The organism is Mycobacterium sp. BK086 (genome assembly GCA_004362315.1).
Lineage (GTDB): Bacteria > Actinomycetota > Actinomycetes > Mycobacteriales > Mycobacteriaceae > Mycobacterium.
The window spans coordinates 620,757-645,545 of the sequence record SNWL01000004.1 but is presented as its reverse complement, the minus strand read 5'-3'; the positions used below and the strand labels follow the sequence as shown (position 1 = coordinate 645,545).

At 66.3% G+C, this 24,789-nt stretch carries 28 protein-coding genes and 1 tRNA gene; 21 read left to right on the top strand and 8 right to left on the bottom strand.

The window, feature by feature from the left end; translation table 11 throughout:
* Positions 1–19 precede the first annotated feature (19 nt).
* Together EV580_RS13890 and EV580_RS13885 are read left to right on the top strand one after the other, a co-directional pair.
* Positions 20–628 (top strand): histidine phosphatase family protein, encoded by a 609-nt coding sequence (locus EV580_RS13890; protein ID WP_133691749.1) that lies wholly within the window; start codon positions 20–22, stop codon positions 626–628.
* 13 nt (positions 629–641) lie between these two features.
* Positions 642–1,667: a phosphotransferase family protein gene (locus EV580_RS13885; protein ID WP_133691748.1), complete on the top strand. Its 1,026-nt coding sequence runs from the start codon at positions 642–644 to the stop codon at positions 1,665–1,667.
* On the opposite strand, the gene EV580_RS13880 is transcribed toward EV580_RS13885, so the two are convergent.
* Positions 1,664–2,032, bottom strand: a complete 369-nt coding sequence (locus EV580_RS13880) for a LapA family protein (protein ID WP_133691747.1) — start codon at positions 2,030–2,032, stop codon at positions 1,664–1,666. The genes EV580_RS13885 and EV580_RS13880 overlap by 4 nt on opposite strands.
* Before the next feature lie 164 nt (positions 2,033–2,196).
* Between EV580_RS13880 and EV580_RS13875 the strand changes: the two genes are divergently transcribed.
* Genes EV580_RS13875 through EV580_RS13855 form a run of 5 tightly spaced genes read left to right on the top strand, consistent with a single transcriptional unit; the run spans position 2,197 to position 6,222 of the window.
* Entirely contained in the window at positions 2,197–3,099 is a 903-nt protein-coding gene (locus EV580_RS13875; RefSeq protein WP_286171591.1) for an ABC transporter substrate-binding protein, read from the top strand.
* Complete coding sequence (locus EV580_RS13870) at positions 3,100–4,197, top strand: ABC transporter ATP-binding protein (protein ID WP_133691745.1); 1,098 nt, start codon at positions 3,100–3,102, stop codon at positions 4,195–4,197.
* Positions 4,194–4,838, top strand: a complete 645-nt coding sequence (locus EV580_RS13865) for an ABC transporter permease (protein WP_133691744.1) — start codon at positions 4,194–4,196, stop codon at positions 4,836–4,838. Before EV580_RS13870 ends, EV580_RS13865 begins: the two co-directional genes overlap by 4 nt.
* On the top strand, positions 4,835–5,623 hold the full coding sequence (locus tag EV580_RS13860) for an ABC transporter permease (protein ID WP_133691743.1): 789 nt from the start codon (positions 4,835–4,837) through the stop codon (positions 5,621–5,623). Before EV580_RS13865 ends, EV580_RS13860 begins: the two co-directional genes overlap by 4 nt.
* Positions 5,620–6,222: a putative glycolipid-binding domain-containing protein gene (locus EV580_RS13855; protein WP_133691742.1), complete on the top strand. Its 603-nt coding sequence runs from the start codon at positions 5,620–5,622 to the stop codon at positions 6,220–6,222. Before EV580_RS13860 ends, EV580_RS13855 begins: the two co-directional genes overlap by 4 nt.
* On the opposite strand, the gene EV580_RS13850 is transcribed toward EV580_RS13855, so the two are convergent.
* A complete protein-coding gene (locus tag EV580_RS13850) occupies positions 6,188–7,129 on the bottom strand; it encodes a prephenate dehydrogenase (RefSeq protein ID WP_286171590.1) in 942 nt (313 codons plus the stop codon). The genes EV580_RS13855 and EV580_RS13850 overlap by 35 nt on opposite strands.
* A gap of 96 nt (positions 7,130–7,225) precedes the next feature.
* On the opposite strand from EV580_RS13850, the gene EV580_RS13845 reads away from it, so the two are divergent.
* The 10 genes from EV580_RS13845 to EV580_RS13800 all read left to right on the top strand — a co-directional run bounded on the left by EV580_RS13845 (position 7,226) and on the right by EV580_RS13800 (position 13,866).
* A complete protein-coding gene (locus EV580_RS13845; RefSeq protein WP_133691740.1) occupies positions 7,226–7,744 on the top strand; it encodes a tRNA adenosine deaminase-associated protein in 519 nt (172 codons plus the stop codon).
* Positions 7,741–8,205, top strand: coding sequence for a nucleoside deaminase (locus tag EV580_RS13840; RefSeq protein WP_133691739.1), 465 nt, complete (start codon positions 7,741–7,743; stop codon positions 8,203–8,205). The genes EV580_RS13845 and EV580_RS13840 overlap by 4 nt, the downstream gene beginning before the upstream one ends.
* A 28-nt stretch (positions 8,206–8,233) precedes the next feature.
* A tRNA-Ser gene (locus EV580_RS13835) sits at positions 8,234–8,324 on the top strand.
* Between the two features lie 54 nt (positions 8,325–8,378).
* The gene (locus tag EV580_RS13830) at positions 8,379–8,597 is read left to right on the top strand and encodes a DUF4926 domain-containing protein (protein ID WP_133691738.1); all 219 of its coding nucleotides are present in this window, start codon (positions 8,379–8,381) and stop codon (positions 8,595–8,597) included.
* A gap of 124 nt (positions 8,598–8,721) precedes the next feature.
* Positions 8,722–9,087, top strand: a complete 366-nt coding sequence (locus EV580_RS13825; RefSeq protein ID WP_133691737.1) for a hypothetical protein — start codon at positions 8,722–8,724, stop codon at positions 9,085–9,087.
* A 76-nt stretch (positions 9,088–9,163) separates the two neighbouring features.
* The gene (locus EV580_RS13820) at positions 9,164–9,436 is read left to right on the top strand and encodes a hypothetical protein (protein ID WP_133691736.1); all 273 of its coding nucleotides are present in this window, start codon (positions 9,164–9,166) and stop codon (positions 9,434–9,436) included.
* Positions 9,437–9,796: 360 nt separating this feature from the next.
* On the top strand, positions 9,797–11,185 hold the full coding sequence (locus tag EV580_RS13815; RefSeq protein WP_133691735.1) for a hypothetical protein: 1,389 nt from the start codon (positions 9,797–9,799) through the stop codon (positions 11,183–11,185).
* Between the two features lie 68 nt (positions 11,186–11,253).
* Positions 11,254–12,030 (top strand): hypothetical protein, encoded by a 777-nt coding sequence (locus tag EV580_RS13810; protein ID WP_133691734.1) that lies wholly within the window; start codon positions 11,254–11,256, stop codon positions 12,028–12,030.
* 118 nt (positions 12,031–12,148) lie between these two features.
* The gene (locus EV580_RS13805; protein ID WP_133691733.1) at positions 12,149–12,430 is read left to right on the top strand and encodes a hypothetical protein; all 282 of its coding nucleotides are present in this window, start codon (positions 12,149–12,151) and stop codon (positions 12,428–12,430) included.
* Between the two features lie 77 nt (positions 12,431–12,507).
* Positions 12,508–13,866 (top strand): WS/DGAT/MGAT family O-acyltransferase, encoded by a 1,359-nt coding sequence (locus EV580_RS13800; protein ID WP_133691732.1) that lies wholly within the window; start codon positions 12,508–12,510, stop codon positions 13,864–13,866.
* A 57-nt stretch (positions 13,867–13,923) separates the two neighbouring features.
* Here the strand turns inward: EV580_RS13800 and EV580_RS13795 are convergent, their stop codons facing one another.
* The gene (locus tag EV580_RS13795) at positions 13,924–14,436 is read right to left on the bottom strand and encodes a lipoprotein LpqH (RefSeq protein ID WP_133691731.1); all 513 of its coding nucleotides are present in this window, start codon (positions 14,434–14,436) and stop codon (positions 13,924–13,926) included.
* Positions 14,437–14,621: 185 nt separating this feature from the next.
* On the opposite strand from EV580_RS13795, the gene EV580_RS13790 reads away from it, so the two are divergent.
* The 3 genes from EV580_RS13790 to EV580_RS13780 are packed head-to-tail and all read left to right on the top strand — an operon-like array spanning position 14,622 to position 18,005.
* Positions 14,622–15,521, top strand: coding sequence for a haloalkane dehalogenase (locus EV580_RS13790; RefSeq protein ID WP_133691730.1), 900 nt, complete (start codon positions 14,622–14,624; stop codon positions 15,519–15,521).
* A 20-nt stretch (positions 15,522–15,541) separates the two neighbouring features.
* A complete protein-coding gene (gene tgt / locus EV580_RS13785; protein ID WP_133691729.1) occupies positions 15,542–16,777 on the top strand; it encodes a tRNA guanosine(34) transglycosylase Tgt in 1,236 nt (411 codons plus the stop codon).
* A gap of 4 nt (positions 16,778–16,781) precedes the next feature.
* On the top strand, positions 16,782–18,005 hold the full coding sequence (locus EV580_RS13780) for a cytochrome P450 (RefSeq protein WP_133691728.1): 1,224 nt from the start codon (positions 16,782–16,784) through the stop codon (positions 18,003–18,005).
* Here the strand turns inward: EV580_RS13780 and EV580_RS13775 are convergent.
* The 4 genes from EV580_RS13775 to EV580_RS13760 form a co-directional block, all read right to left on the bottom strand.
* Positions 18,002–19,459 (bottom strand): FadD7 family fatty acid--CoA ligase, encoded by a 1,458-nt coding sequence (locus EV580_RS13775; protein WP_133691727.1) that lies wholly within the window; start codon positions 19,457–19,459, stop codon positions 18,002–18,004. The genes EV580_RS13780 and EV580_RS13775 overlap by 4 nt on opposite strands.
* A 13-nt stretch (positions 19,460–19,472) precedes the next feature.
* Positions 19,473–20,735 carry a formyl-CoA transferase gene (frc, locus tag EV580_RS13770; RefSeq protein ID WP_133691726.1) on the bottom strand — a complete coding sequence of 421 codons (1,263 nt, stop codon included), beginning with the start codon at positions 20,733–20,735 and terminating at the stop codon, positions 19,473–19,475.
* Positions 20,736–20,746: 11 nt separating this feature from the next.
* Positions 20,747–22,459 carry an oxalyl-CoA decarboxylase gene (gene oxc / locus EV580_RS13765; protein WP_133691725.1) on the bottom strand — a complete coding sequence of 571 codons (1,713 nt, stop codon included), beginning with the start codon at positions 22,457–22,459 and terminating at the stop codon, positions 20,747–20,749.
* 64 nt (positions 22,460–22,523) lie between these two features.
* The gene (locus tag EV580_RS13760) at positions 22,524–23,528 is read right to left on the bottom strand and encodes an ATP-binding protein (RefSeq protein WP_133691724.1); all 1,005 of its coding nucleotides are present in this window, start codon (positions 23,526–23,528) and stop codon (positions 22,524–22,526) included.
* Positions 23,529–23,657: 129 nt separating this feature from the next.
* Here EV580_RS13760 and EV580_RS13755 point away from each other — a divergent pair, with 129 nt between their 5' ends.
* On the top strand, positions 23,658–24,014 hold the full coding sequence (locus tag EV580_RS13755) for a response regulator transcription factor (protein ID WP_133691723.1): 357 nt from the start codon (positions 23,658–23,660) through the stop codon (positions 24,012–24,014).
* 11 nt (positions 24,015–24,025) lie between these two features.
* Here EV580_RS13755 and EV580_RS13750 read toward each other — a convergent pair whose 3' ends face one another.
* The gene (locus EV580_RS13750; protein ID WP_133691722.1) at positions 24,026–24,679 is read right to left on the bottom strand and encodes a response regulator; all 654 of its coding nucleotides are present in this window, start codon (positions 24,677–24,679) and stop codon (positions 24,026–24,028) included.
* Positions 24,680–24,789 lie beyond the last annotated feature (110 nt).

Here is a 24,789-nt window from a genome sequence, read left to right as displayed (position 1 = left end):
AGAAAGGGCCATCTCGATCATGCAGTTGTTGCTCGTCAGGCATGCCTTGCCGAACCGGACCGAGGCAGGCGAAGGGGCCGATCCCGAACTGTCCGAGGAAGGGTGGCGGCAGGCTGAACGGCTGCCCGAAGGGCTGGCCCGCTTTCCGATCACCCGGCTGGTCAGCAGCCCGCAGCGCCGCGCGATCCAGACGGGCGAGCCGGTCGCGAAGGCCCTCGACCTGGCCCTCGACATCGACGAGCGGCTTGCCGAGTACGACCGCGGCTTGTCCCACTACGTGCCGATCGAACAGGTGCGCAAGGAGAAGCCCGAGGAGTGGGCTCGGATGGCCGAAGGCCGGCTGCCCAGCAGTGTCGACGAGGGTGAGTTCCGCGGCCGGATTGCCGCCGCTCTCGCCGACATCGTCGACGCCGCCGGGCACGATGACACGGTCGCGGTCTTCAGCCACGGCGGGGTGATCAACGTGATCCTGCATGAGCTGTTGGGCACCAAGCGGTTGCTGTCCTTTCCGATCGACTACGTGTCGATCACCCGCCTGCTCTATGCCCGCAACGGGTTCGCCACGGTGGCCGCGGTGAACGGCACCGAGCACGTCTGGGACCTCTTGCCGCGTAATCAGCGCTATTAGCTATACATAGCTGGTGACTTCACTCGACGGCCTCGACCTGGAAGCGCTGGACCGGCATCTGCGCGCCGCAGGTATCCCGCGCACCGGTGAGCTTCAGGGCCAGTTCATCTCCGGTGGACGCTCCAATCTGACCTTCCTGGTGTTCGACGACGCGTCCAAGTGGGTGCTGCGCCGCCCGCCGCTGCACGGCCTCACCCCGTCCGCCCACGACATGGGGCGCGAATACCGGGTGGTGGCCGCGCTGGCCGACAGCCCGGTCCCGGTGGCGCGGGCGGTCACGATGCGCGACGACGACTCCGTGCTGGGTGCGCCGTTCCAGATGGTCGAATACGTTGCGGGCAACGTGGTTCGCAGCCGCGTCGAGCTCGACGCTCTCGGCGGCCCCGCCGTGGTGAGTGCGTGTGTGGACAGTCTGATCCGGGTGCTGGTCGACCTGCACGAGGTCGATCCAGACGCCGTGGGATTGAGCGACTTCGGTAAGCCGAGTGGCTATCTGGAACGCCAGGTCCGGCGCTGGGGGTCGCAGTGGGAGCACGTCCGGCTCGCCGACGACCCGCGCGACGGCGACGTCGAGCGGCTGCACGCCAAGCTGGCCGACTCGGTGCCCGAACAGAGCCGAACCTCGATCGTGCACGGTGACTACCGCATCGACAACACGATTCTGGACGCCGACAACCCGACTGTTGTTCGGGCCGTGCTGGATTGGGAGATGTCGACGCTCGGCGATCCGCTTTCGGATGCCGCGCTGATGTGCGTGCACCGGGACCCTGCGCTGAATCTGATCCTCAACGAGGAGACGGCCTGGACCGCCCCGCAGATGCCGTCGGCGGACGAGCTGGCCCACCGGTATTCGGAGGTGTCTGGAAACCCACTGGCGCACTGGGATTTTCAGATGGCGCTGGGGTACTTCAAGCTGGCGATCATCGCTGCCGGGATCGACTTCCGCAGGCGGATGGCGGCGGGAACCCCCAGCGACGACGATCGCGCAGGGCAAGCGGTCGCCGTCCTGATCGCTCGCGGCCTCGAGACGCTGGCTTAGCCGTTCCGCGCGGCTTTGAGATTCTTCTTGGCCGCGCGGCGTAGCTGGAAGATCCGCGCCGCGCCGGCCAAGACGGTCACCAGGCCGCCGGCCACCGCCGCCATGAGGATCGCGACGCCCAACGGCAGCGACCAGCGCCAGCCGAAGAACGCGAACGACGCCGACTCGGTGTTCTGGGCAATGAAGACCAGCAGGATTGTGAGGACCAGGAACCCGGCGATCACCGACGACCACAGCGCGGCCGCGCGGGTGAACTTGACCTCCGACACGTTCGCGGCGGTGCGTGGCGCGGGCGGCTCCGGCGGAGTCGGTACGGGCGGAACCGACGTCGGCTCGTTCGGCGGCCCCGGGAACTCACTGCTCATTCCGTCATCTTTGCCCGTTTCGGCGCATAAGGAAACAACCGGGGTTTAAACCTGGGCGGGTGGCGGTCACTGCCGTTACTGTCGGTGAAACGGGCCGGGGTGAAAGGACGCACATGAACGCGTCGCGGGGCGGAAAGCGACTGTGGTTGGTAGCAACGCTGTTCATGCTGGTCCTGCCCGTTGTTGCGGGATGTGGCAGTGCCAATCCGCTTGGCGGCGGCTCGGCGTCGGGTGATTTGAAGACCCTCGTCGTCGGCTCCGCGGACTTCCCGGAATCGAAGATCATCGCCGAGATCTACGCCCAGGCGTTGGAGGCGAACGGTTTCACGGTCGGACGGCAGTTCGGCATCGGCAGCCGCGAGACCTACATTCCCGCGGTGCGCGACCATTCGATCGACCTGGTGCCCGAGTACACCGGAAACCTGTTGCAGTACTTCGATCCCAAGACCACGGTGACCACACCCGACCAAGTGGAGCTGGCGTTGGTCCGGGCGCTGCCGGGTGACTTGTCGATTCTGACGCCCTCGCCCGCCAACGACACCGACACCGTCGCGGTCTCCGAATCCACCGCACAGAAGTGGAATCTCAAGACCATTGCCGATTTGGCCGCGCACTCCCCGGAGGTCAAGTTCGGAGCCCCCTCGGAATTTCTGAACCGCACCGAGGGTCTGCCCGGGCTGAAAGCCAAGTACGGTCTGGACATCAAGCCGGACAACTTCGTCGCGATCAGCGACGGGGGTGGCCCCGCGACGGTGCGTGCGCTGGTCGACGGCACCGTCACCGCCGCCGACATTTTCAGCACCTCCCCGGCGATCCCGCAGAACAAGCTCGTCGTCCTGGAGGATCCGAAGAACAACTTCCTGGCGGCCAACGTTGTGCCGCTGGTCAGTTCGCAGAAGAAATCCGATGAACTCAAGAAGGTGCTCGACGCCGTGTCGGCCAAGCTGAGCACCGAGGGCCTCATCGAACTCAATACCGCCGTGTCCGGGAACTCCGGGGTCGACCCCGACGAGGCGGCGCGAAAGTGGATCCGCGACAACGGTTTCGACAAGCCGATCGGGAAATAGATGATCACCTTCGAAGCGGTCACCAAGACGTACCCGGATGGCACCGTTGCCGTCGACGACCTGAGCATGGAGGTGCCCACCGGCACACTGACGGTCTTCGTCGGGCCGTCGGGCTGCGGCAAGACCACCTCGATGCGAATGATCAACCGGATGATCGAACCCAGCTCGGGGACGATCACCGTCGACGGGCGCGATATCGCCGGCGTCAACCCGGTGAAGCTGCGGCTCGGGATCGGCTACGTCATTCAGAGCGGCGGACTGATGCCGCACCAGCGGGTCATCGACAACGTCGCGACGGTGCCGGTGCTCAAGGGCGAATCGCGACGCACGGCGCGTAAGGCCGCCTACGAGGTGCTGGAGCGGGTGGGCCTGGATCCCAAACTGGGAGATCGTTATCCGGCGCAGTTGTCCGGCGGACAGCAGCAACGCGTCGGCGTCGCACGCGCCTTGGCGGCCGATCCGCCGGTGCTGCTGATGGACGAACCGTTCTCGGCGGTCGACCCGGTGGTACGCGATGAGTTGCAGGCCGAAATCCTGCGCCTGCAAGGCGAATTGCAGAAGACCATCGTCTTCGTCACGCATGACATCGACGAGGCGATCAAACTCGGCGACCGGGTCGCCGTGTTCGGCCCGGGTGGCACATTGCAGCAATACGATGCTCCGGCGCGCCTGTTGTCCAATCCGGCCAACGAATTCGTCTCCGGTTTCATCGGGGCCGACCGGGGTTACCGCGGTCTGCAATTCCGGCAGGCGGCCGGGTTGCCGCTGCACGACATTCAGACGGTCAAAGAGGGCGGGATCGACGATCTGTCGCTGCAGCCGGGTGAGTGGCGGCTGGTGACCAGAGACGACGGCCGGCCATACGCCTGGCTCAACGCCGACGGTGTGGAGCTGCACCGCGGCGGAAGTTCGTTGTACGACAGCACAATCGCGGGCGGATCGCTGTTCGGACCGGACGGTACGCTGCGGCTGGCCCTGGATGCGGCGCTGTCCTCGCCGGCCGGACTCGGGGTTGCCGTCGACGACGACGGGCAGGTGATCGGCGGGGTCAAGGCCGATGACGTTCTGGAAGCGCTTGAGGCCCAGCGTAAGTCATGAATTATCTGCTGACCCATCTCGACAAGGCGTGGGCGCTGACGGTTATCCACCTTCGGCTCTCGCTGGTTCCGGTGGTGATCGGTCTGGCGATCGCGGTTCCGTTGGGCGCGTATGTGTGGCGCACCACCGCACTGCGCAGGCTGACCACCGTGACGGCGAGCATCATCTTCACGATTCCTTCGCTGGCGCTGTTCGTGGTGCTGCCGCTGATCATCCCGACCCGCATCCTCGACGAGACCAACGTGATCGTCGCGCTCACCCTGTACACCACCGCGCTGCTGGTGCGGGCCGTGCCCGAGGCGCTGGATGCGGTGCCCGCCCAGGTGCGTGACGCCGCCACCGCCGTCGGCTACACCAGGGTGTCCAGGATGCTCAAAGTCGAACTGCCGCTGTCGATTCCGGTGCTCATCGCGGGCCTGCGCGTCGTCGCGGTGACCAACATCTCGATGGTGTCGGTGGGTTCGGTCATCGGGATCGGCGGCCTGGGAACCTGGTTCACCGAGGGTTACCAGGCTGACAAAAGCGACCAGATCGTCGCGGGCATCATCGCGATCTTTCTGCTGGCGATCGTCGTCGACGTGCTGATCCTGTTGGCCGGCCGGCTCATCACCCCGTGGGCGAGGGTGAAGGTGAGCCGATGAACTTCCTGCATCAGGCGCTCGCCTACATCTTCACCGCCGCGAACTGGGAGGGGAAGGCCGGTCTGGGGGTGCGGATCCTCGAGCACCTGCAGTACACCGCGGTGGCCGTCGTCTTCTCGGCGCTGATCGCGATCCCGATCGGAATGCTGATCGGGCATACCGGTCGCGGCACCTTCCTGGTCGTCACCGGGGTGAACGCGCTGCGTGCGCTGCCCACTCTGGGCGTGCTGCTGCTCGGCGTGCTGCTGTGGGGGCTGGGGTTGCTGCCACCCACCGTCGCGCTGATGTTGCTCGGCATCCCACCCCTGCTGGCCGGCACCTACGCCGGGATCGCCAACGTCGACCCCGCGGTGAAGGACGCCGCTCGCTCGATGGGCATGACGGAGACCCGGGTTTTGCTGCGGGTCGAGGTACCCAATGCCCTGCCGCTGATCCTGGGTGGGCTGCGCACCGCCACGCTGCAGGTGGTGGCGACCGCGACGGTGGCCGCCTACGCCAGCCTCGGCGGGCTTGGGCGCTATCTGATCGACGGCATCAAGGTCCGTCAGTTCTATCTGGCCCTAGTGGGTGCTCTGTTGGTGACGGTGCTGGCCTTGGTGCTCGACGGCCTGCTGGCGATGGCGGTGTGGGCCTCGGTGCCGGGCAGTGGGCGTTTCCGGCGGATGCCGCAACCCCTGCTCGACGACGAGGTGAGTTTCGATGCGCAGGCACCCACATCACGGAAGGGCCGCAGTTCGCCACCTGGTTACGAACGGGGTGGTCCGTCGCATACGGTAGACGGGTGAGTGCAGCCAACGACGCGACAGAAAGCGCCTGGCCGGCAATCCTGACCTGGCGCGCACATGATGATTCGCGGATGGAATCGGCCCGGGTCCAGCTATCGGGCAACCGGATCAAGGCCTACGGCCGCATCGTCGCCTCGGCTGCCGCGACGAACCCCGCCTTCAGCGCCTCCTATGACCTGGTGACCGACGAAACCGGCGCCACCAAGCGGCTGTCCATGAGCGTGACTCTCGCCGAACGGGATCGGCAGCTGTCGATCGCCCGAGACGAGGAGAACATGTGGCTGATCACCGATCATCAGGGGCAGACGCGGGCCTCGTATGAGGGCGCGCTCGATGTCGATGTCGTCTTCAGCCCGTTCTTCAACGCGCTGCCGATTCGGCGGACCGGGCTGTACCGGCGGGCCGACTCGGTGAGCCTGCCGGTTGTCTACGTGAGTTTGCCCGACCTGACCGTGAGCCAGGCGACGATCAGCTACAGCAGCGTCGGCCCCGACGGCCGCGACGGCATCAAGCTGCACTCGCCGGTCGCCCAGACCACGATCACTGTCGACGCCGACGGATTCATCACCGACTACCCAGGATTGGCAGCGCGGATCTGATCACCCCGCCGGCGCGACCGGCGGCGGCCAGTTCTTCACGCCAGTTCTCCTCGCCGATGGCGATGGTCACGATCTGCGGGCGCGAGAAGCTGTCGTAGCGGGTGCGCGCAGCGTGGCCGCCCTCGACCAGTTCGGCCACCGAACCCTTCTGCGCCAACGAATCACGGGCCTTGGTCAGCAGCTCCATCGCACGGTCCAGAGCCGGCAGCAGTTGGTCGGCGTTGGCCTCGCACATCGCCCGAACCAGGTCGGGGGCGGTGGCCGCGACCCGGGTGCCGTCGCGGAACGAGCCGGCGGCCAGCGCGAACGACAGCGGCACCTCGGCGGCCGTCACGGCCAGCGCTTCGGCCAGCAGATGCGGCAGATGCGAGATGCTCGCCGCGGCGGCGTCATGCTCGTCGGACTTGGCGGGGACCACGACGGCATGGCAATCCAGGGCCAGATCCATGGCCTGCGCCCACACCTTCGCGTCGACGTGTTCGTCGACCCCGAGGACCCACGCTGCGCCGGTGAACAGTCCCGCGTCGCCCGCGGACCAGCCCGAGTGTGCGGTGCCGGCCATCGGGTGGCCGCCGACGTAGCGGTCGAGCAGGCCGGCCTTGCGGACTTCGTCCAGGACAGCGCCCTTGACGCTGATGACGTCGGTCAGCGGACAGTCGGCAGCGACGTCCTTGATGTGGCCGAGTAGGAGGGAGACCGCGGGCATGGGGACGGCGAGCACGATCAGCGCGTCACGGTCGGCGGCCCACTGCAGGGCTTCGGTGAGGTCGGTGGTGGCGGCGAAGCCGTCGAATCGGGCACCCTGGGCGCCCTCGACGGACCGGTTGTAGCCGAACGCTTCGCGGCCGGCGGCGACCGCCGCGCGCAACAGCGACCCGCCGATCAGCCCAAGCCCGAGGACGCACACGGGTGTCTTCGTCACCTGTCCAGGTTGGCACATCTCCGCGGCACAACCGATGGGTACCTGGTCAAAAGGCCTGATCAGCGACTAGCGTATGCGCCCATGGAAGCACAGCGGGCGCAGAACAGCCCGGGGTCGGACACCCCGGACGGCTTCGCCGTGGCCGTGGTTCGCGAGGACGGCAAGTGGCGTTGCTCGGCCATGAGTACGAAGGTGCTGACCAGCCTGAGCGCTGCCGAGACGGAGTTGCGAGAACTGCGCAGCGCCGGTGCGGTATTCGGGCTCTTGGACATCGACGACGAGTTCTTCCTGATCGTTCGGCCCGCTCCGGCAGGTACCCGGCTGCTGCTGTCGGACGCGACGGCGGCGCTCGATTACGACATCGCGGCCGAGGCGCTGGAGACGTTGGACGCCGACATTTCCCCCGAAGACCTCGAGGATGCCGACCCCTTTGAAGAGGGTGATCTGGGCGTGCTGGCCGATATCGGACTGCCCGAGCCGGTGCTCAGCGTGATTCTCGACGAGACCGATCTGTATGCCGATGAACAGCTCGGCCGGATCGCCCGGGAGATGGGTTTTGCCGACGAACTGGCAGCAGTGCTCGACCGCCTCGATCGGTGAGCTCCTCTGATTCTGAGCTGATTCGCGCGGCGATTTCTGCTGCCGGACTGGCTGGCGACGAGGACGTGCCGATCGGTGCGGTGGTGTTCGGTCCCGATGGCACTGAGCTGGCCCGAGCGGCCAATGCCCGCGAACAGCTGGGTGACCCGACCGCGCACGCCGAGATCCTGGCCCTGCGGGCGGCGGCCCAGGTGTACGGCGACGGGTGGCGGCTGGAGGGGACGACGCTGGCGGTGACCGTCGAGCCGTGCACGATGTGCGCGGGTGCCTTGGTGATGGCGCGGGTGGCGCGGGTGGTGTTCGGGGCGTGGGAGCCCAAAACCGGTGCGGCAGGCTCACTGTGGGACGTGGTGCGTGACCGGCGGCTGACGCATCGGCCCGAGGTGCGCGGGGGAGTGCTGGCCGACGAGTGCGCCGCGCTGCTGGAGGGGTTTTTCGCCCGTCAGCGCGATTTGGGTTAGCCCGGCTGCGACCCGTAAGCTCTTCGACGGTGGCGTGTCCGAGCGGCCTAAGGAGCACGCCTCGAAAGCGTGTGACGGGTAACCCCCGTCCGAGGGTTCAAATCCCTCCGCCACCGCCATAAGCCCCTGGACCTGAATTGGGTTCAGGGCTTTTTCGTGGGAGAGTCCGACCGGTGAGGCCTCAGGAGTACGACGGCGTCCGGCTGCTCCGACCGCTGCCGGAACACGACCTTCCTGTGGGTGCCCAGGGCACGGTGGTGATGGTGTATCGCGATGCGGGTCTTCCCTCGGCGTACGAGGTGGAATTCGCCGATGCCGATGGTGTCACACAGGCGTTGGTCACCCTCGGCGGCGACGACATTGAGGTGACGTGGCGGGCCGGCGGCTCGTAGTTCGCCGAATCACGCGCGCATTTTGGCTCTCTCGGTGAGAGTTGTAGGCATGGTGGGGAAAAATAACCGGACTCTGGTAATTGCAGCGGCGTGGGGAATTGGTCTTACCGGATGGATCACCGGAGTGCCGCAGGCCGCGGCCGATGATTCGGTATGCACGACGGTGGGCCAATATTGCGGGTTCTATTCGCCGACGCACAACATCGATTGCGAGATCAATACCGGCGGCCGAGTTGGGCAGGATGGGGTGTACTGCAAGACCGGCGACCCGGCCCAATCGGTGCAGATGGACAACAAGGGCGCATTCCAGACATGTGCGGGCCCAACGTGTCTTGGCGATCCGCCGCTGGGCATTCCCGATCTTGCCTACGGTCAGACGATGGCGCTGGGACCGTTCAAGTGTCTGTCTGAAGAGAGCGGCGTCACCTGCACTGCCGCGGGCGGCCGCGGCTTCATGATCTCGACCAAGGGTGTCGCGACAGTCGGCTGATGTCTGGGTGACTTGTCCGTCGGAGGGCTGTACCTAGACTCGTAGTCGTGGGTTCGCTGGACACGAATTACGTCTGATGCCAACCAATCCGCTACGCACTGCGCTCTCCGCGGTCGTCGGGCTTGCACTCGGTTACCTGGTCTGGCTTGGTGGAACCGCGATCGTTCTCGCGACGACACCCGTTCGGTACTGGGCGATTTCGGTCGCCATCCTCTTGGCTGTCCTGACCGCGGCCTCATTTGTCTCGGCCGTGCAAAACAAGCAGCCTGCCAAGGCGATGGCGTTCTGGCTCGCACCTGTACTACCAATTCTCGTCAGCTTGTACATGCTCATTGTGTTTGTGACATGAGCGCCATCCGCGTGGACTACTCGGAAGCCAACGGCAAATCGAGGCTTCACCACCCGCGAAATCATCGAGCGTCATCAGTACGTAGACATGTTGAGCCCGGTGGTGACCGTTTGTTCTCTCGTGCGGTGAGTACGTAGCTTGGCGCGTCGCTAGATAGCTCGGAGCGCTGCAATGGGGGTGTGGGGAGCTCTAGAGCGACCCGCCGAACGGCCTTCACCATATGAAACGAAGATTTCACCTGACATTCTGGACATCGGTCTGGTAGAAACAGATGTTTGCTACGTCAGATTGCTCAATGAGTGGTGAGGACCCACGATGGCCGAGTTCGTGCCTACAGTCGATCGCGCACGCTTGCGACAGATGCCGTTCTGGGTGGGGGTCGCCTTCACGGTCGGGTTCGGTACCGCGCTCGTGACCGGGCAGGCAGTCGCGCACGCGGAACCGAGCGCCGACTCCTCGGCCGGGTCCAAGACCTCCGCATCAGCGGGGCCTGCGAAGGCGACGGCGAAGCCGCGATCAGCGGTCGCGGGGCCGCGCAATGCCGTCGCCAAGGTGCCGGCGGCCGCAACGGTCCAAACCGTCAGCGCTCGGACCGTCAAAATCCCTGTGGCAGAGGTGAGTTCGGCCCGCATCACTCTTCCCGCGCCGCCCCCTCAGGTCCGCGCTCTGCTCGACGGGTTCGTGACTGCGCTGCGTCGATTGGGGCAGACGCTGGCCGCCAACGATGGCCCTGATCCGCAGGGCGGCTCGCCGAGAACCGGTACTGGTGGGACGCCGTCCACCCCACCGGCCGTCATCGGCACCGTCGTGGTCTACAAGCCGGGTGATGTGGTGCTGAGTCCCGACGGCAAGACCGCCTACACCACCACCACCCCCGGCACGCACTACCTCAAGGACGGGTACGTCGCGGTGATCGACACCGCTACCAACACGATCACGAAAACCATCAAGATTCCCCGAGATTCCAACATCGGCGACGTGCTGCATGACGCGCAGCTGGCAATCAGCCCCGATGGCAAGCGCCTCTATGTTCTCAAGAATGGGGGCCGGGTCGCGGTGGTGGACACCACGACGGGCACCGTCACCGCCGAGCTGAAAGCTGGTGCGCAGGCCATCGACATCAGCCCAGACGGCAATTTCCTCTGGGTCAGTCGTCCATTCGAGGAACAAGGCGTCACTCTCTGGGACCTCGGCACCAACACACGGGTCAAGTCGTTCACCACCGGGTCCACCTTCGACAGAAACCTGATTACCGTCACCAATGACGGCTTCCACGCCTACGTCAACGGCACATACAACGTCCAACTCGTCACCCTCGACGTCATCCCGTACCCGGGCACCGTCGTACTACAGGGGGACAAGTTGAGCCTGACACTCAACCCTGACGGCACTCGCCTCTACGTCGGTGACAGAGAATCCGAATCCGAGATGGACCCCCCGTTTCGCACCAAGACGTGGGGAATGATCCGTGTCGTCGACACCGCGACAAACAAAGTCATTCAAAACATCAACGTGAAGCACATACCTACGGGCGTCGTCTTCAGCCCGGATGGAACGCGGGTCTACATAGGGTTCGCCAATAGTCCCGGAATCGCGGTCATGGACACCGCCACCAACACGATCATCGGAACGATCGATGCTGTCAACGTGCGGACGATGACACTCAGCCCCGACGGGTCCCGGCTGTACGTGAGCAGCGGGAACAGCATCGTCGTCGTGTCGACCGCGACGGTGACGCCGGTCGCCTAGCCTCTCCGACCAAAGTGCAGTAGTCGATTACTCATGGTGGCCGGACTACCGCTGCATACGTTCGTGACATGAATGCACATGTCATGAGTCGCAGTCTGTTCGCAGGATTGATGTCCATCTCGCTGGCCTCGGTGGGCGTGGGTGCCGCCGGGGACGCGCGCGCGGACTGCGTGTCGTTCAGCGGCCTGTTCAGTCTTGGGAAAGGGTGCACCACAACCCAATTCGGCGACCTGGCCATTGGCCTGGGTTCATACGTGTCGGCTACCGCGAGCGGCGGTTTGAACGTCGCGATAGCCGTCGGTAGCGGCAGGTCCGCAAGTGAACTGATCGCCTACGCGGTCGGGGTTGGAAACGTCGCCACGAGTATTGGCGTGGAGACCGGTGCGACGGCCCAGGGCTACTTCAACACCGCGGTCGCGGCCGGCATCCCCGGCTACAACTTGGGCGCGCCCACCTATGGCCTCGTAGCGGGTACCTGGGACACCGTTGCTGAAGCCGATGGAATCCTCAACGCGGCGTACTCCTTCGGCGCAGGCAACATCGCATTCGCCGGCAATGGCTACCCATTCAACTCGGAGCCGCTGGGAGTCAACCTGGCGATCACGGTAGGCAATGGCAGCAACTCGTACGCCGGATACGCTCCCACCATCCTCCAGTTCTCCGCGGCGTTGGGAAACAACAAAGTCGCCGACGGCGGCATCAACAACACCAACGGCGGCCGTCCTGCCGCGGCAAGTGGCCGATCGGTCGAACGACGAGTACGCACCGGCGCGGTAAGCACCAAGTCCGATAGCTCGGCGGCTCCTCATCAATCGACCGGCCATCGGCGCGCTCGCACGCGGTAGACGGGCTGCCGTCCTGCGTGACTGCTGTGAATCGGCGGCGGCGCGCCGCGATTCCCAGGAACCTCACCTACCCTGGCGCTTTGGAGACGCAGCGCCGTAGACCAGGGGGTACGTGATCATGACAACCGCTTCGACCGGTCGACGCCGGATGCTCTATGCCGCAATCGGATTGGTGATCGCGGCGGCCCCGGCGGCTGCGGCGTTCGGCGCCACCCCCGCGCCCCGGGTGAGTGCGCAGTGCCAGGACAGCGACACCGAGGACAGCTTCTCGATGAACTGCGCCCCGACCGTCATCCCCGACACCAGCGATCAGCTCACCGAGGCCGAGGTGGCCGAGCCGGGCTTCAACGGCGGCGGCACCCACAGCAGCGGGGGCGGCGGAGGCGGCGGCCACCGCTGATCCGGCGAGGACGCGTCGCGTCGTGTGACAACCGGGTGTAATGGGCACACGGGGTAAAACCGACGCGGAGGTCCTCGATGGAGCTGATTTCGCCCACCGACTCGATGTTCTTGCTCGCCGAGTCGCGCGAACATCCCATGCACGTCGGCGGCCTGCAACTGTTCGAGCTGCCCGAAGGTGCCGGCCCGGAATTCCTGGCCGAGATCTATGCCGAGATGCTCACCTATGGCGATGTGCAGCCGACGTTCCGCAAGCATCCCGGTGAGCTGCTCGGCGGCATCGCCAACCTTGCCTGGTCCTTCGACAACGACATCGACCTCGAGTACCACCTGCGCCGCTCGGCCCTGCCCTCGCCGGGGCGGGTGCGCGAACTGCTCGAGCTGACGTCGCGGTTGCACGGCACCCTGCTCGACCGGCACCGGCCGCTGTGGGAAACCCACCTGGTCGAAGGCCTCAACGACGGCCGGGTCGCGGTCTACACCAAGGTCCACCACGCCCTGCTCGACGGCGTCTCGGCGATGAAGCTGATGCGCCGATCGCTGTCGCTGGATCCGCAAGACACCGAGGTGCGGGCGCCGTACAGCCTCGGCCCACGCCAGCGCACGAAAGAAAGGCGCAGTCTGTCGCCGGTGAGCCAACTCAGGCAAGCGGCCGGAACCGTCGCCGGCTTGGCCCCCTCGGCGTTGACGGTGACCCGTGCCGCGCTGCTGGAACAGCAGCTGACATTGCCGTTCGGGGCGCCCAAGACGATGTTCAACGTCGCCATCGGCGGTGCCCGCCGCGTCGCGGCGCAATCCTGGCCGATCAAACGCTTCGTCGCGATCAAGGACGCCGCCGGCGTCACCCTCAACGACGTCGTCCTGGCGATGTGCGCGGGCGCCCTGCGCGCCTACTTGATCGAGCAGGATGCGTTGCCCGACCGGCCGCTGATCGCCATGGTCCCGGTCAACCTGCGCTCCGAGGACGACCACTCCAGCGGCAATCAGGTCGGCAGCATCCTGTGCAGTCTGGCCACCGATGTCAGTGATCCCGCCCAGCGCCTCGAGATCATCCACGACTCGATCACCGGCAACAAGGAAGTGTTCCAACAGCTCCCCAGGCTGCAGCAGCTGGCCCTGTCGGCGTTCAATGTCGCGCCGCTGGCCCTGACACTGATCCCCGCGCTCGCGGCCGCCGCGTCGCCGCCCTTCAACATCGTGATCTCCAACGTGCCGGGCGCCCGCGAACCGCTGTACTGGCGCGGCGCGCGCCTGGACGGCAACTATCCGCTGTCGATCGCGCTCGACGGTCAGGCCCTCAACATCACGCTGTCCAACAATGCCGACAACCTCGACTTCGGGCTGGTCGGCTGCCGGCGCAGCATCCCGCACCTGCAGCGGCTGCTGGGACAGCTCGAAGACTCGCTGGCCGCGCTCGAGAAGGCGGTCGGGGTCTGACAACACAAAGAAGCGGCGGCGACCCCTCAGGGCGCCGCCGCTCCGTTTGGCCCCCGACTACGGGCAGGTGACCTGGATTTCGAACGGCTTGGTCACGGGCTGCATCGGGTTGGCCATGTCCACACCCGTCGCAGTTCCGCTGATCGTGTAGGAGTTGCCATCCTTCTTGGCGGTGGCGCTCGCGCCGCCGGGCACGCCCTGCGTGTAGCCCAGCGTCACACCGTTGACGTTGCCCAGGCCGACGGACTGCACCGTCGAACCGTCGGCGGACAGCACCGCCGCGATACCGGTCATCGCCTCGCCGATCGCGATGTTGACGTTGCCGCCCGCGGTCGCGCAGACGACCTGGCCCTGGACGTTCTGAGCCTGTCCGTCGATCGTCACCTTTGCGGTGCCGGCACCGGCGGTCGCGCTGGGGGACCCTGCCGCCGCGCTCGTTGTTGCCGCTGCCGACGTCGTCGCCTTGGCGCTCGTCGTCGACTCAGTTTTCTTCTCGTCCTTGGAACAACCGGACAGCCCCGCCACCAAGACTGCGGCGCCGGCGACGGTCACCACCAATCCACGCTTCACCGATGTCTCCTTATGTAGGCGTGATCCGTCGCCATTGACGGATCATCGAGGGAAAGTATGGTGCGCGAAATCCCGCTGGTGGCAGGAATGGACGAAATATTTGCCTGACGGCCAGCTGTTGGAAATTGACCCCCGGTATCGGGCAAATCGCGGACGGCACAGGGAAAGTCGGTATCTTGACCGTTATGCAGACGGTGCGAACACCCGACGAACGATTTGCTGAAATCCCCAATTTCCCTTATTCCCCGCACTATTGCGAGCTCGATGATGACGACGGCGGTCGCATTCGGGTGGCGTGGATCGAGGACGGACCCGCCGATGCCGACCCGATCCTGCTACTGCATGGCGAACCGTCCTGGTCGTTTTTGTACCGCACGATGATTCCGGTGTTGGTCGCCGCCGGACACCGCGTCGTCTGCCCAGATCTGGTCGGGTTCGGCCGGTCTGACAAACCCACCCGTCGCGAGGACCACACCTATGCCCGGCATGTCGAGTGGATGCGCGCGCTGGCCTTCGACGTCCTCGATCTGCGGCGGGCGACGCTGTTCGGGCAGGACTGGGGCGGCTTGATCGGGCTGCGACTGGCGGCCGAGAATCCGGACCGGTTTGCCCGCATCGTCGTGGCCAACACCGGCCTGCCGACCGGCGACTTCAACATGCCCGAGATCTGGTGGCGATTCCGCGAAGCGATCCAGACCTCCCCGAGCATCGACGTGGGGCGGTTCGTCGAGTCGGGCTGCCTGCGGCCGATGGCCGACGTCGTGCGCGAGGCGTACAACGCGCCATTTCCCGATGACAGCTTCTGCGCTGGGCCGCGGGCCATGCCCGGGTTGGTGCCGACGAACCCGGACGATCCGGCCTCCGCGGCCAACCGCAGCGCGTGGGCGGTCTTGTCGGCCAGCTCGACCCCGATGCTGGTGGCGTTCAGCGACGGCGATCCGATCACCGGCGCGATGGCCCCGATTTTCCAGCAGATGCCCGGCGCTCAGGGCCGCGATCACCCGACCATCCACGATGCCGGGCACTTCCTGCAGGAGGACGCCGGTGAGGAGCTGGCCGGACACATGGTGCGCTTCCTGACGTAAGGCGCTGGTTAGATACCTTCGTGCCCCCGTTCTTCACCGTCGACGCCGACCTGCCCGGCCGTCGTGGACGCACCGGGGTGATACATACGCCGCACGGCGACATCCAGACGCCGGCGTTCATCGCGGTGGGCACCAAGGCGTCGGTCAAGGCGGTGCTGCCCGAGACGATGCGCGAACTGGGCGCACAAGCCGTGCTCGCCAACGCCTATCACCTCTATCTGCAGCCAGGACCCGACATCGTCGACGAAGCGGGGGGCTTGGGCGCGTTCATGAACTGGCCGGGGCCGACGTTCACCGACAGCGGCGGTTTCCAGGTGCTGTCGCTGGGGGCCGGGTTCCGCAAGGTGCTGTCGATGGACGCCAACCGGGTGCAGGCCGACGACGTGATCGCCGAGGGTAAACAGCGCCTGGCACACGTGGACGACGACGGGGTCACGTTCATCTCCCACCTGGACGGGTCGACCCACCGGTTCACCCCCGAGGTGTCGATGCAGATTCAGCACAAGATCGGCGCCGACATCATCTTCGCGTTCGACGAACTGACGACGTTGGTGAATACCCGTGGCTACCAAGAGGAATCGGTGGCGCGCACCCAGGCGTGGGCGGTGCGTTGCCTGACCGAGCATCGCCGGCTCACCGCTGATCGGCCGGAGCGGCCGTCGCAAGCCTTGTTCGGGGTGGTGCAGGGCGCGCAGTACGAGGACCTTCGTCGCCAGGCATCCCGGGACCTGGCCAGCATCGTCGATGCCGAAGGGCGCGGCTTCGACGGCTACGGCATCGGGGGAGCGCTGGAGAAGCAGAACCTGGCCACGATCGTCGGATGGTGCACCGACGAACTGCCCGACGACAAACCGCGGCACCTCCTCGGGATCAGTGAGCCCGACGACCTGTTCGCGGCCGTCGCCGCCGGTGCCGACACCTTCGACTGTGTGTCGCCATCACGGGTGGCGCGCAACGCGGCGGTGTATGCGCCGACCGGGCGGTTCAACATCACCGGCGCGCGCTATCGGCGGGACTTCACCCCGATCGACGCCGACTGCGACTGCTACACCTGCGCCAACTACACGCGGGCCTACCTCCACCACCTGTTCAAGGCCAAGGAGATCCTGTCCGCGACCCTGTGCACGATCCACAACGAGCGGTTCGTCATCCGGCTCGTCGACCAGATTCGAGCCTCGATCGGCGCCGGCGAATTCGACGATCTGCGCGATCACGTCCTCGGTCAGTACTACGGGCATTCGACGCGTGCACAATAGGTAGATGACTGCTCCCGCCGAGCCGCAGGCACTGCTGCTGAAACTGCTCGACCCCGGCATCCGAGCCAACCCGTACCCGGTCTACCGGCAGATCCTCGACGGCGGCCCGATGCACATGCCGGAGTCCACCCTGCACGTGTTGTCCAGCTTCGCCGATTGCGACGAGGTGCTGCGCCACCCCGATTCGTGCAGTGACCGAATGAAATCGACCGCGGCGCAGCAGGCCGTCGCCGCCGGGGAACAGGTTCGCCCCTTCGGCCCGCCCGGATTCCTGTTCCTCGACCCGCCGGATCACACCCGGCTACGCAAGCTGGTCAGCAAGGCGTTCTCGCCCAAAGTGGTCAAGGGTTTGGAGTCGGACATCACCGGCTTGGTCGACGGGCTGTTGGACAAGGTCGACGACACCGGTCAGTTCGATGTCATCGAGGCCCTGGCGCACCCGCTTCCGGTTGCGGTGATCTGTCGGCTGCTGGGCGTGCCGATGGAAGACGAGCCTCAATTCAGTTCGGCGTCAACAATTCTGGCGCAAGGTCTGGATCCGTTTGTCACGTTCTCGGGCGAGACGCAGGGTCTCGAGGAGCGGATGCAGGCCGGACTGTGGCTGCGGGGCTACCTGCGCGAGCTGCTCGAGCAGCGGCGCTCGAAGCCGGCCGATGACCTGATGTCGGCGCTGATCTCCGTCGAGGAATCCGGTGACCAGCTCACCGAAGAGGAGATCGTCGCGACCTGCAACCTGTTGCTGATCGCGGGCCACGAGACGACGGTGAACCTGATCGCTAACGGCATCCTGGCGATGCTGCGCAACCACGAGAACTGGACCGCGCTGAGTGCCGATCCGGGCCGAGCTCCGGCCATCATCGAGGAGACGTTGCGTTACGACCCACCGGTGCAGCTGGCCAGCCGGGTCGCGGGCGCCGACATGACGATCGGCACCAGCTCAATTCCCAAGGGCGACATCATGATGATCCTGCTGGCCGCGGCGCACCGCGATCCCGCCGTCACCGAGCGGCCCGACGAATTCGACCCCACCCGCGGTACGGTCCGCCACCTGGCGTTCGGGCACGGCCCGCACTTCTGCCTCGGCGCCCCGCTCGCGCGGATGGAAGCCGCGGTCGCTCTTTCTGCCGTGACCAAGCGCTTCCCGGATGCGCGGCTGGCGGAGGAACCGACTTACAAGCCGCATGTCACGCTGCGGGGCATGGCCCGCCTCGACGTCGCCGTGAGCTAGCCGAACAGCTGCGCCAACCGATTCCGGTCCACTGAGCCTTTCGCGGTCACCGGTAGCTCGTCCACCGGTGAAATACGCTCCGGGACTTCGAACTTGGCGAGCCGGGACGCGCAGAACGCCTGCAGCGCCGCGCTGTCGAACGCGGCTCCGGATCGCAAGACGACCACCGCGGCCACCTGCTCGCCGTACTTGTCGTCCGGAACCGGGAACACCGCCGCCTGCACCACATCGGGATGGGCGAGCAGCACGTCCTCGACTCGCTCCGGGGAGATCTTCTCCCCGCCCCGGTTGATGATGTTCTTGATGCGGCCCCGAAGCGTCAGCACCCCAGCATCATTCACCGAGCCGAGGTCGCCGGTACGCAACCAGCCGTCGCCGAATGTCGACGCAGTGGCCGCCGGGTCGTTGAGGTAACCACGCGCCACGGCCGGTCCGCGCAACCACACCTCACCGGTATCGGCGATGCGCAGTTCGGCGCCGACCGGCGCCCCGACCGTCTCCAGCCGCGTCTCGCTGTCGGCGCCGGCACTCACCGCGCAGGCTTGATGCGTCGCCTCGGTCATCCCGTACGCCGGCAGCACCGGCGCGCCGAACGCGTCTTCCAGCCGCTGAGCCACCGCGGGCGGCAGCGGGGCGCTGCAGCTGCGCAGAAAACGCAATCGCGCGGCCGCTGCGGCACCCTCCGGCCCGACGTCCAACAACACCTGGTAGATCGTCGGCACCGCAGTCACCCACGTGGCTCCCGTCGCGGACAGCTCGCCGAAGAACGTGTGCGGTGAAAAGCGCGCCTTCTCAGGCAAGCCCAGCGTGCCGCCGCTGGCCAGCGTCGCCAACAGGCCGGCCACCAGACCATGCCCGTGGAACATCGGCATCACCGCGACGGTGGCATCGTCGGCACGTAACCCGTAGGCGGACACCACGTTGTTCATCGCCGCGGCCAACGCATCATGGGTCCACGGCACCATCTTCGGCTTGCCGGTCGTTCCCGACGTGAACATCACCATCGCGTCATCGGGAGTGATGCCGATCGCCGACGGATCCCTGCCCTCGGTCGGGGCGCCGCTCACGGTGCAGTGCGATCCGTCGACGCCAAGCCTGATTTCCGGGGCACCGTCCAGCACCTCGGCAGGAGCGTTCGTCAGCACCGCCCGAGCACCCAGCCGTTGCATCCGGTCCTGTTGTTCGGCCACAGGCAGGGCCGGATCCAGTGGCGCCACCACGAGCCCGGCCCGTGCGGCACCGAGCAGACCGACGACGTAGTCGACGGTGTTGGGTGCCCGCAGCCCGACCACATCCCCGGCAGCCAACCCGGTGCCTCGCAGCGCAGTGGCAGCCTGCTCGATCAGATCGGCCAGCACCGAGTAACTGACGGAACGGTTCTCGGCGGTGACGACCAGCGCAATCGCCGCCGGGGTGGTCGCGGCGGTATGCGCAACCAGGTCGCCCAACAACATAATCGGCCTCCGGTCAGATGACGTGTGCGGTCTTCAGGCCCTCGATCTGGTCTGTGCTGTAGCCGAGGTCGCTGAGCACATCGATTGTGTGCTCTCCCAGCAGTGGTGCGCCGGTGATTGTCGGGGTGAAATCGGAGAACTTCACCGGGCTGCCCACGGTCAGATACTTTCCACGCTCCTCCTGCTCGACCTCGACGACCGTGCCGCTGGCCCGAAGCGCTGGGTCGTAGGCGATCTCCTTCATGCTCAGCACCGGTGCGCACGGCACGTCGTACTTGCGCAGGATGTCGACGGCCTCGTACTTCGTCTTGTCGGCCAGCCACTTCTCGATATCGGCGAAGATGTCGAAGATGTGCGGCTGGCGGGCCTCGGCGGTGCTGTAGGCGGGGTCGTCCGCCCACTCCGGCCTGCCGACCGCCTCGCACGTCCTCGCCCAGTTCTGCTCCTGGATGGTGAAGTAGATGTAGGCATTGGGATCGTCCTCCCAACCTTTGCATTTGAGCACCCAACCCGGTTGTCCACCGCCGCCGGCATTTCCGCCCCGCGGCACCGAATCGCCGAACGGGGTGTTGGGGTACTGCGGGTACTCCTCGAGGTAGCCGACCGCCTCCAGACGTTCCTGGTCGCGCAGCTTCACCCGGCACAGGTTCAGCACCGCGTCCTGCATGGACACCGAAACCTTCTGTCCCACACCGGTCTTCTCCCGCGCCAGCAGGGCGGTGAGGATGCCGATCAACAGGTGCATACCGGTGTTGCTGTCACCGAGCGCAGCCGAGCTCACAGTCGGCGGGCCGTCCCAGAACCCGGTGGTCGACAGGGCGCCGCCGGCGGCCTGCGCGACGTTCTCGTAGACCTTGAGGTCCTTCCACGGCGACTCGTCGTTGAAGCCCTTCACCGAGCCGAAGATCAGTCGTGGGTTCAATTCGTGGATGTGCTCCCAGGACAAGCCCATTCGATCGAGAGCGCCAGGGGCGAAGTTCTCCACCAGCACGTCGGCTTCGCGGATCAGCTTCTCCATCACCTCCAGGCCCTGCGGGGTCTTGGTGTTGATCGCCAGTGAGCGCTTGTTGCTGTTGAGCATCGTGAAGTACAGGGCGTCGTGGTTGGGGATGTCGCGCAGCTGGTGGCGGGTCACGTCACCGCCGTCGAGGCGCTCGACCTTCAGCACGTCTGCGCCGAACCAGGCCATCATCTGCGTGCAGGCCGGACCGGCCTGGACACCGGTGAAGTCGATCACCTTGATACCGGAAAGCGGTTGTGGGGCTTGCGTGTTCATTGGTCTTCCTTTCAGGCCTGGGTCGGCTGCAGCGCGCTGCGGGGGTTGAGGTTGGTCAGGTGGCCGCTTTCGGTGCCTGCGGACGGATCCAGTTGGCAGTCGATGAGTGCGGGTCGGCGCGAGGCCACGGCGGCGGCCAGCGCACTGGCCAGTGCGTCCGGGGTGTCCACGTGGTAGCCGGTGCCGCCGAAGGCTTCGATGAGCCGTTCGTGGTGGGCGCGCGGTGCCAGCACAGTTGGCTCGGGGTCGGTGCCGTAGGGGTCGACGCCGTCGCCGCGGTACACCCCGCCGTTGTTGAGGATCACGACAGTGATGGGAAGGCCATAGCGGCAGATGGTTTCGATCTCCATCCCGCTGAACCCGAACGCGCTGTCGCCTTCGACCGCGATGACCGGCTGGCCGCTCTCGACTGCCGCGGCGATCGCGTAGCCCATACCGATGCCCATCACACCCCAGGTGCCGCAGTCCAGGCGGTGTCGCGGCACCCGCATGTCGACGATGTTGCGCGTCATGTCCAGGGCGTTCGCGCCTTCGTTGACCAGATACACCTCGGGGTGATCGCGGATGAAGTCCCGGATCGGTCGCAGCGCGTTGTAGAAGCGCATCGGCTGCGGGTCCTCGGCCAGCCGGCGGGCCATGCTCGCAGTGTTGTGCTCACGCTTCTGCGCCAGCTCGGCCGGCCATGCGGAGGGACACGTGACCGGCTGCCGCTGCAGGCCGGCATCGAGTGCACCGATGACCGAGGTGATGTCGCCGGCCAGCGGGACGGTCGCCTGGTTGCTGTCGAATTCGGTCGGGTCGATGTCGATCTGGATGAACGTGGTGCCACCGGCCCAGTGCGGCGATTCGCCATGCTGCAGCAGCCAGTTCAGCCGTGCGCCGACGAGCAAGACCACATCGGCGCGTGACATCGCCAGTGAGCGTGCGGCGGCGGCTGAGAGTTCATGGTCGTCGGGGATCAGACCCTTGGCCATCGACATCGGCAGGAACGGGATACCGGTGGTTTCGACGAACGACCGGATCTGCTGGTCGGCCTGTGCGTAGGCGGCGCCCTTGCCCAGCACGATCAACGGCCGCTGCGCGCCGGCCAGCAACTCCAATGCCCGCAAAACAGCCTCGGGGGAAGGGGATTGGGCGGGCGCCGGATCGGTGATCTTCCACAACGTCGCGGCGCCGGCCGCTGCGCCGATCGTCTGAGCGAGAACGTCGCCGGGGATGTCGAGGTACACCCCGCCCGGGCGACCGGACACCGCGGTGCGGAACGCCCGCGCGATGCCGCGCCCGATGTCCTCGACCCGATCGACGCGAAAGCTGGCCTTGGCAAGGGGTTTCGCGATCGCCATCTGGTCGAGCTCTTCGTAGTCACCGCGCTGCAGATCGACGATGGCCCGGGTGCTGGACCCGGCGATGTGGACCATCGGGAAGCAATTCACGGTCGCGTTGGCCAGGGCGACCATGCCATTGAGAAAGCCGGGTCCCGAAACCGTCAGGCACACACCGGGTTTGCCGGTCAGGAAGCCCGCGGCGGCAGCAGCGTGGCCGGCATCGGATTCATGACGGAAGCCGATGTAGCGGATGCCCTCGGCTTGAGCCAGCCGGGCGAGATCGGTGATCGGAATGCCGACCACGCCATAGATGGTCGCGACATCGTTGAGCTTGAGCGCGTCGACCACGAGGTGGAACCCGTCGGTCAGTGGACCGTCTTGCACGTCAGGCGAAGTCATGGTTGAAGTGTGCTCGCCCGCACTCGCCTGGGCTAGAGCGCTAGCTGCACATTCGCGGGTAGGGCTAGCCCCCAGAGGGCAGCGGGATGTTCACGCTGATCGTCGTTCCGGCGCCGGTGGCACTGACGATGCCGAGGCGTCCGGACAATGCCTCGACGCGGTCCTTGAGCCCGATCAAGCCGGACCCACCGCCATGGCCGGCGCCCCCGATGCCGTCGTCGGCGATCCGCAGCGCCAGCTCGGTGTCGGTCACCCGTGCCCACACGGTCACCTCGTCGGCCTGCGCGTGTTTGGCGGCGTTGGTGAGGGCCTCGGCGACCACGTAGTAGGCGGCGACCTCGACGGATTCGGGCAGCCGCCGGTCGACATCGAGGTCGAGGGCGACCGGGACCGCCGAGCGCCGGGCCAGGGTCTTGATCGCCGGTCCGAGACCACCCCTGGACAGGATCGCGGGGTGAATGCCCCGCGAGAGCTCCTGCAGGTCGGTATGCAGCTGGGCCAGGCCCTCGATGATCGCGCCGAGCTGTGCGCGCAGCTCGGGCAGTTCCTCGGGGACCGAGGCCTCCAGCGCCCGCAGCTCCAGCCCGAGCGACACGATGCGCTGCTGTGCGCCGTCGTGCAGGTCGCGTTCGAATCCGCGACGGGCCTGGTCGGCGGCCGAGACGATGCGCGCCCGGGAGGCCTGCAGCTCGGCGCTGATGCGCATGGCCTCGGCCGCGCGGAGCCGGGCCTGGCCGACAAGCACGTTCGTCAGCACCGCCAGGGTCAGGAACACCACCACCGCCGGGATCAGGCTGCCCGTGCCCTCGTTGACGTGGAACCACACGTAGGCCATCGCGCTGGCCACCGAGGTGGCCACCGCCAGTCCGAAGCCCCACCCCGCCGAGACCACCAGGACCCCCAGCAGGAAGATCGCCCCGAAGGCGTTGTCGGGGGCCACCCTTTTCAGGAGATGCACGATCGCGGTCTCCGCGGCGATGAACGCGATGGCGGTGAGCACGCCCCACACCAGCGGCGGCGGGGTCGGGCGGATCAGCAACGCCAGCAGGCGATCACGTGTGGGTGTCATGGTTTGGGATCGATGGTAAGGGGCATCCGCCGATCGGGTACCTGCAAAGCGAGCTTTACCGCTAGCAGCAATGCCAAGCCCCGACCGGTTCTGCCATCCTGAAACACATGTTCGGCTTGGGAGGTTCGCATGCGCTGTTTGATCGTCGATGACAGCGCTCAGTTCCGCACCACCGCCAGCACGATCCTGCAGCGCGGCGGCATCGCCGTGGTCGGCATGGCCTCGAACACCGCTGACGCCCTGCGCAGCTATCAGGAACTTCGGCCGGATGTGACGCTCGTCGACGTCGATCTGGGAGCCGAAAGCGGATTCGACGTCGTGAAGGCGCTGCACGATGTGGGGGCGCCGGCGTCCGCCATGATCCTGATCTCCACGCATGCCGAAGCCGATCTCACCGACTTGATCGCCGTGAGCCCGGTATCCGGCTTCCTGCCGAAATTCGCCTTCTCCACCCAGGCGGTCCGGGAGTTGGTCGGACGCCCCTAACTGGTTGGGGCTCAGAGTGATTCGAGATAGACGATCACCGCGCGCACCCGGCGATGGTCGTCGTTGGTCTCCGGCAGGTCCAGTTTGGTCAAGATGCTGCGGACGTGCTTTTCCACCGTGCCCTCGGTGACGAAGATCCGTCTGCCGATTCCGCCGTTGGACAGCCCTTCGGCCATCAGCGCCAGCACTTCTCGTTCCCGACTGCTCAGCGCGGCAAGCGGGTCGTTGCGCCTGCTGGCCGACACCAGTTCGGTCACCAATGCCGGGTCGATCACCGACGCGCCGTTGACGATGCGGGCCAGTGTGTCGAGAAAGTCGTTGACGTCGGTGACCCGGCTTTTCAACAGATAGCCGATCGCGTGCCCGCCGGACAACAACTCCAGCGCATGGTCGACGTCGACGTGAGCCGACAGCACCAGGATCGCGGTGCCGGGCGCCTCGTCCTTGATGAGCCGGGCCGCGTCGAGGCCTTCGGTGCTGTGCGTGGGCGGCATCCGGATATCGGTGATCACAAGCTCAGGGCGCTCCCGGCGCACCAGCTCCAGCAGCTCGGTGCCGTCACCGGCCTGCCCGACGACCTCGAGGCCCGATCTGCTGAGCAGGCTGGCCAGCCCCTCCCTCAGCAGCACATCATCATCGGCCACGACCACGCGCGTGCCAGACATCCGTCCTCCTGCGGTATTACCGCTAGCCGGTAGTGGACATGGCGGTCAGCGATGACGACATTGCCATGTCGTTCCGCAAAGGTAACTCTAGGCATGGGTTTTCGTTCAGC

What these genes read in the sequence shown, in the direction of transcription:
- EV580_RS13890 (WP_133691749.1), top strand. Translation starts at nt 20, where the DNA reads ATGCAGTTGTTGCTCGTCAGGCATGCCTTGCCGAACCGGACCGAGGCA.
- EV580_RS13880 (WP_133691747.1), bottom strand. Translation starts at nt 2,032, where the DNA reads ATGAGCAGTGAGTTCCCGGGGCCGCCGAACGAGCCGACGTCGGTTCCG.
- EV580_RS13875 (WP_286171591.1), top strand. Translation starts at nt 2,197, where the DNA reads ATGCTGGTCCTGCCCGTTGTTGCGGGATGTGGCAGTGCCAATCCGCTT.
- EV580_RS13870 (WP_133691745.1), top strand. Translation starts at nt 3,100, where the DNA reads ATGATCACCTTCGAAGCGGTCACCAAGACGTACCCGGATGGCACCGTT.
- EV580_RS13865 (WP_133691744.1), top strand. Translation starts at nt 4,194, where the DNA reads ATGAATTATCTGCTGACCCATCTCGACAAGGCGTGGGCGCTGACGGTT.
- EV580_RS13860 (WP_133691743.1), top strand. Translation starts at nt 4,835, where the DNA reads ATGAACTTCCTGCATCAGGCGCTCGCCTACATCTTCACCGCCGCGAAC.
- EV580_RS13845 (WP_133691740.1), top strand. Translation starts at nt 7,226, where the DNA reads ATGGAAGCACAGCGGGCGCAGAACAGCCCGGGGTCGGACACCCCGGAC.
- EV580_RS13820 (WP_133691736.1), top strand. Translation starts at nt 9,164, where the DNA reads ATGCCAACCAATCCGCTACGCACTGCGCTCTCCGCGGTCGTCGGGCTT.
- EV580_RS13815 (WP_133691735.1), top strand. Translation starts at nt 9,797, where the DNA reads ATGCCGTTCTGGGTGGGGGTCGCCTTCACGGTCGGGTTCGGTACCGCG.
- EV580_RS13810 (WP_133691734.1), top strand. Translation starts at nt 11,254, where the DNA reads ATGAATGCACATGTCATGAGTCGCAGTCTGTTCGCAGGATTGATGTCC.
- EV580_RS13805 (WP_133691733.1), top strand. Translation starts at nt 12,149, where the DNA reads ATGACAACCGCTTCGACCGGTCGACGCCGGATGCTCTATGCCGCAATC.
- EV580_RS13800 (WP_133691732.1), top strand. Translation starts at nt 12,508, where the DNA reads ATGGAGCTGATTTCGCCCACCGACTCGATGTTCTTGCTCGCCGAGTCG.
- EV580_RS13790 (WP_133691730.1), top strand. Translation starts at nt 14,622, where the DNA reads ATGCAGACGGTGCGAACACCCGACGAACGATTTGCTGAAATCCCCAAT.
- EV580_RS13780 (WP_133691728.1), top strand. Translation starts at nt 16,782, where the DNA reads ATGACTGCTCCCGCCGAGCCGCAGGCACTGCTGCTGAAACTGCTCGAC.
- EV580_RS13775 (WP_133691727.1), bottom strand. Translation starts at nt 19,459, where the DNA reads ATGTTGTTGGGCGACCTGGTTGCGCATACCGCCGCGACCACCCCGGCG.
- frc (WP_133691726.1), bottom strand. Translation starts at nt 20,735, where the DNA reads ATGAACACGCAAGCCCCACAACCGCTTTCCGGTATCAAGGTGATCGAC.
- oxc (WP_133691725.1), bottom strand. Translation starts at nt 22,459, where the DNA reads ATGACTTCGCCTGACGTGCAAGACGGTCCACTGACCGACGGGTTCCAC.
- EV580_RS13760 (WP_133691724.1), bottom strand. Translation starts at nt 23,528, where the DNA reads ATGACACCCACACGTGATCGCCTGCTGGCGTTGCTGATCCGCCCGACC.
- EV580_RS13755 (WP_133691723.1), top strand. Translation starts at nt 23,658, where the DNA reads ATGCGCTGTTTGATCGTCGATGACAGCGCTCAGTTCCGCACCACCGCC.
- EV580_RS13750 (WP_133691722.1), bottom strand. Translation starts at nt 24,679, where the DNA reads ATGTCTGGCACGCGCGTGGTCGTGGCCGATGATGATGTGCTGCTGAGG.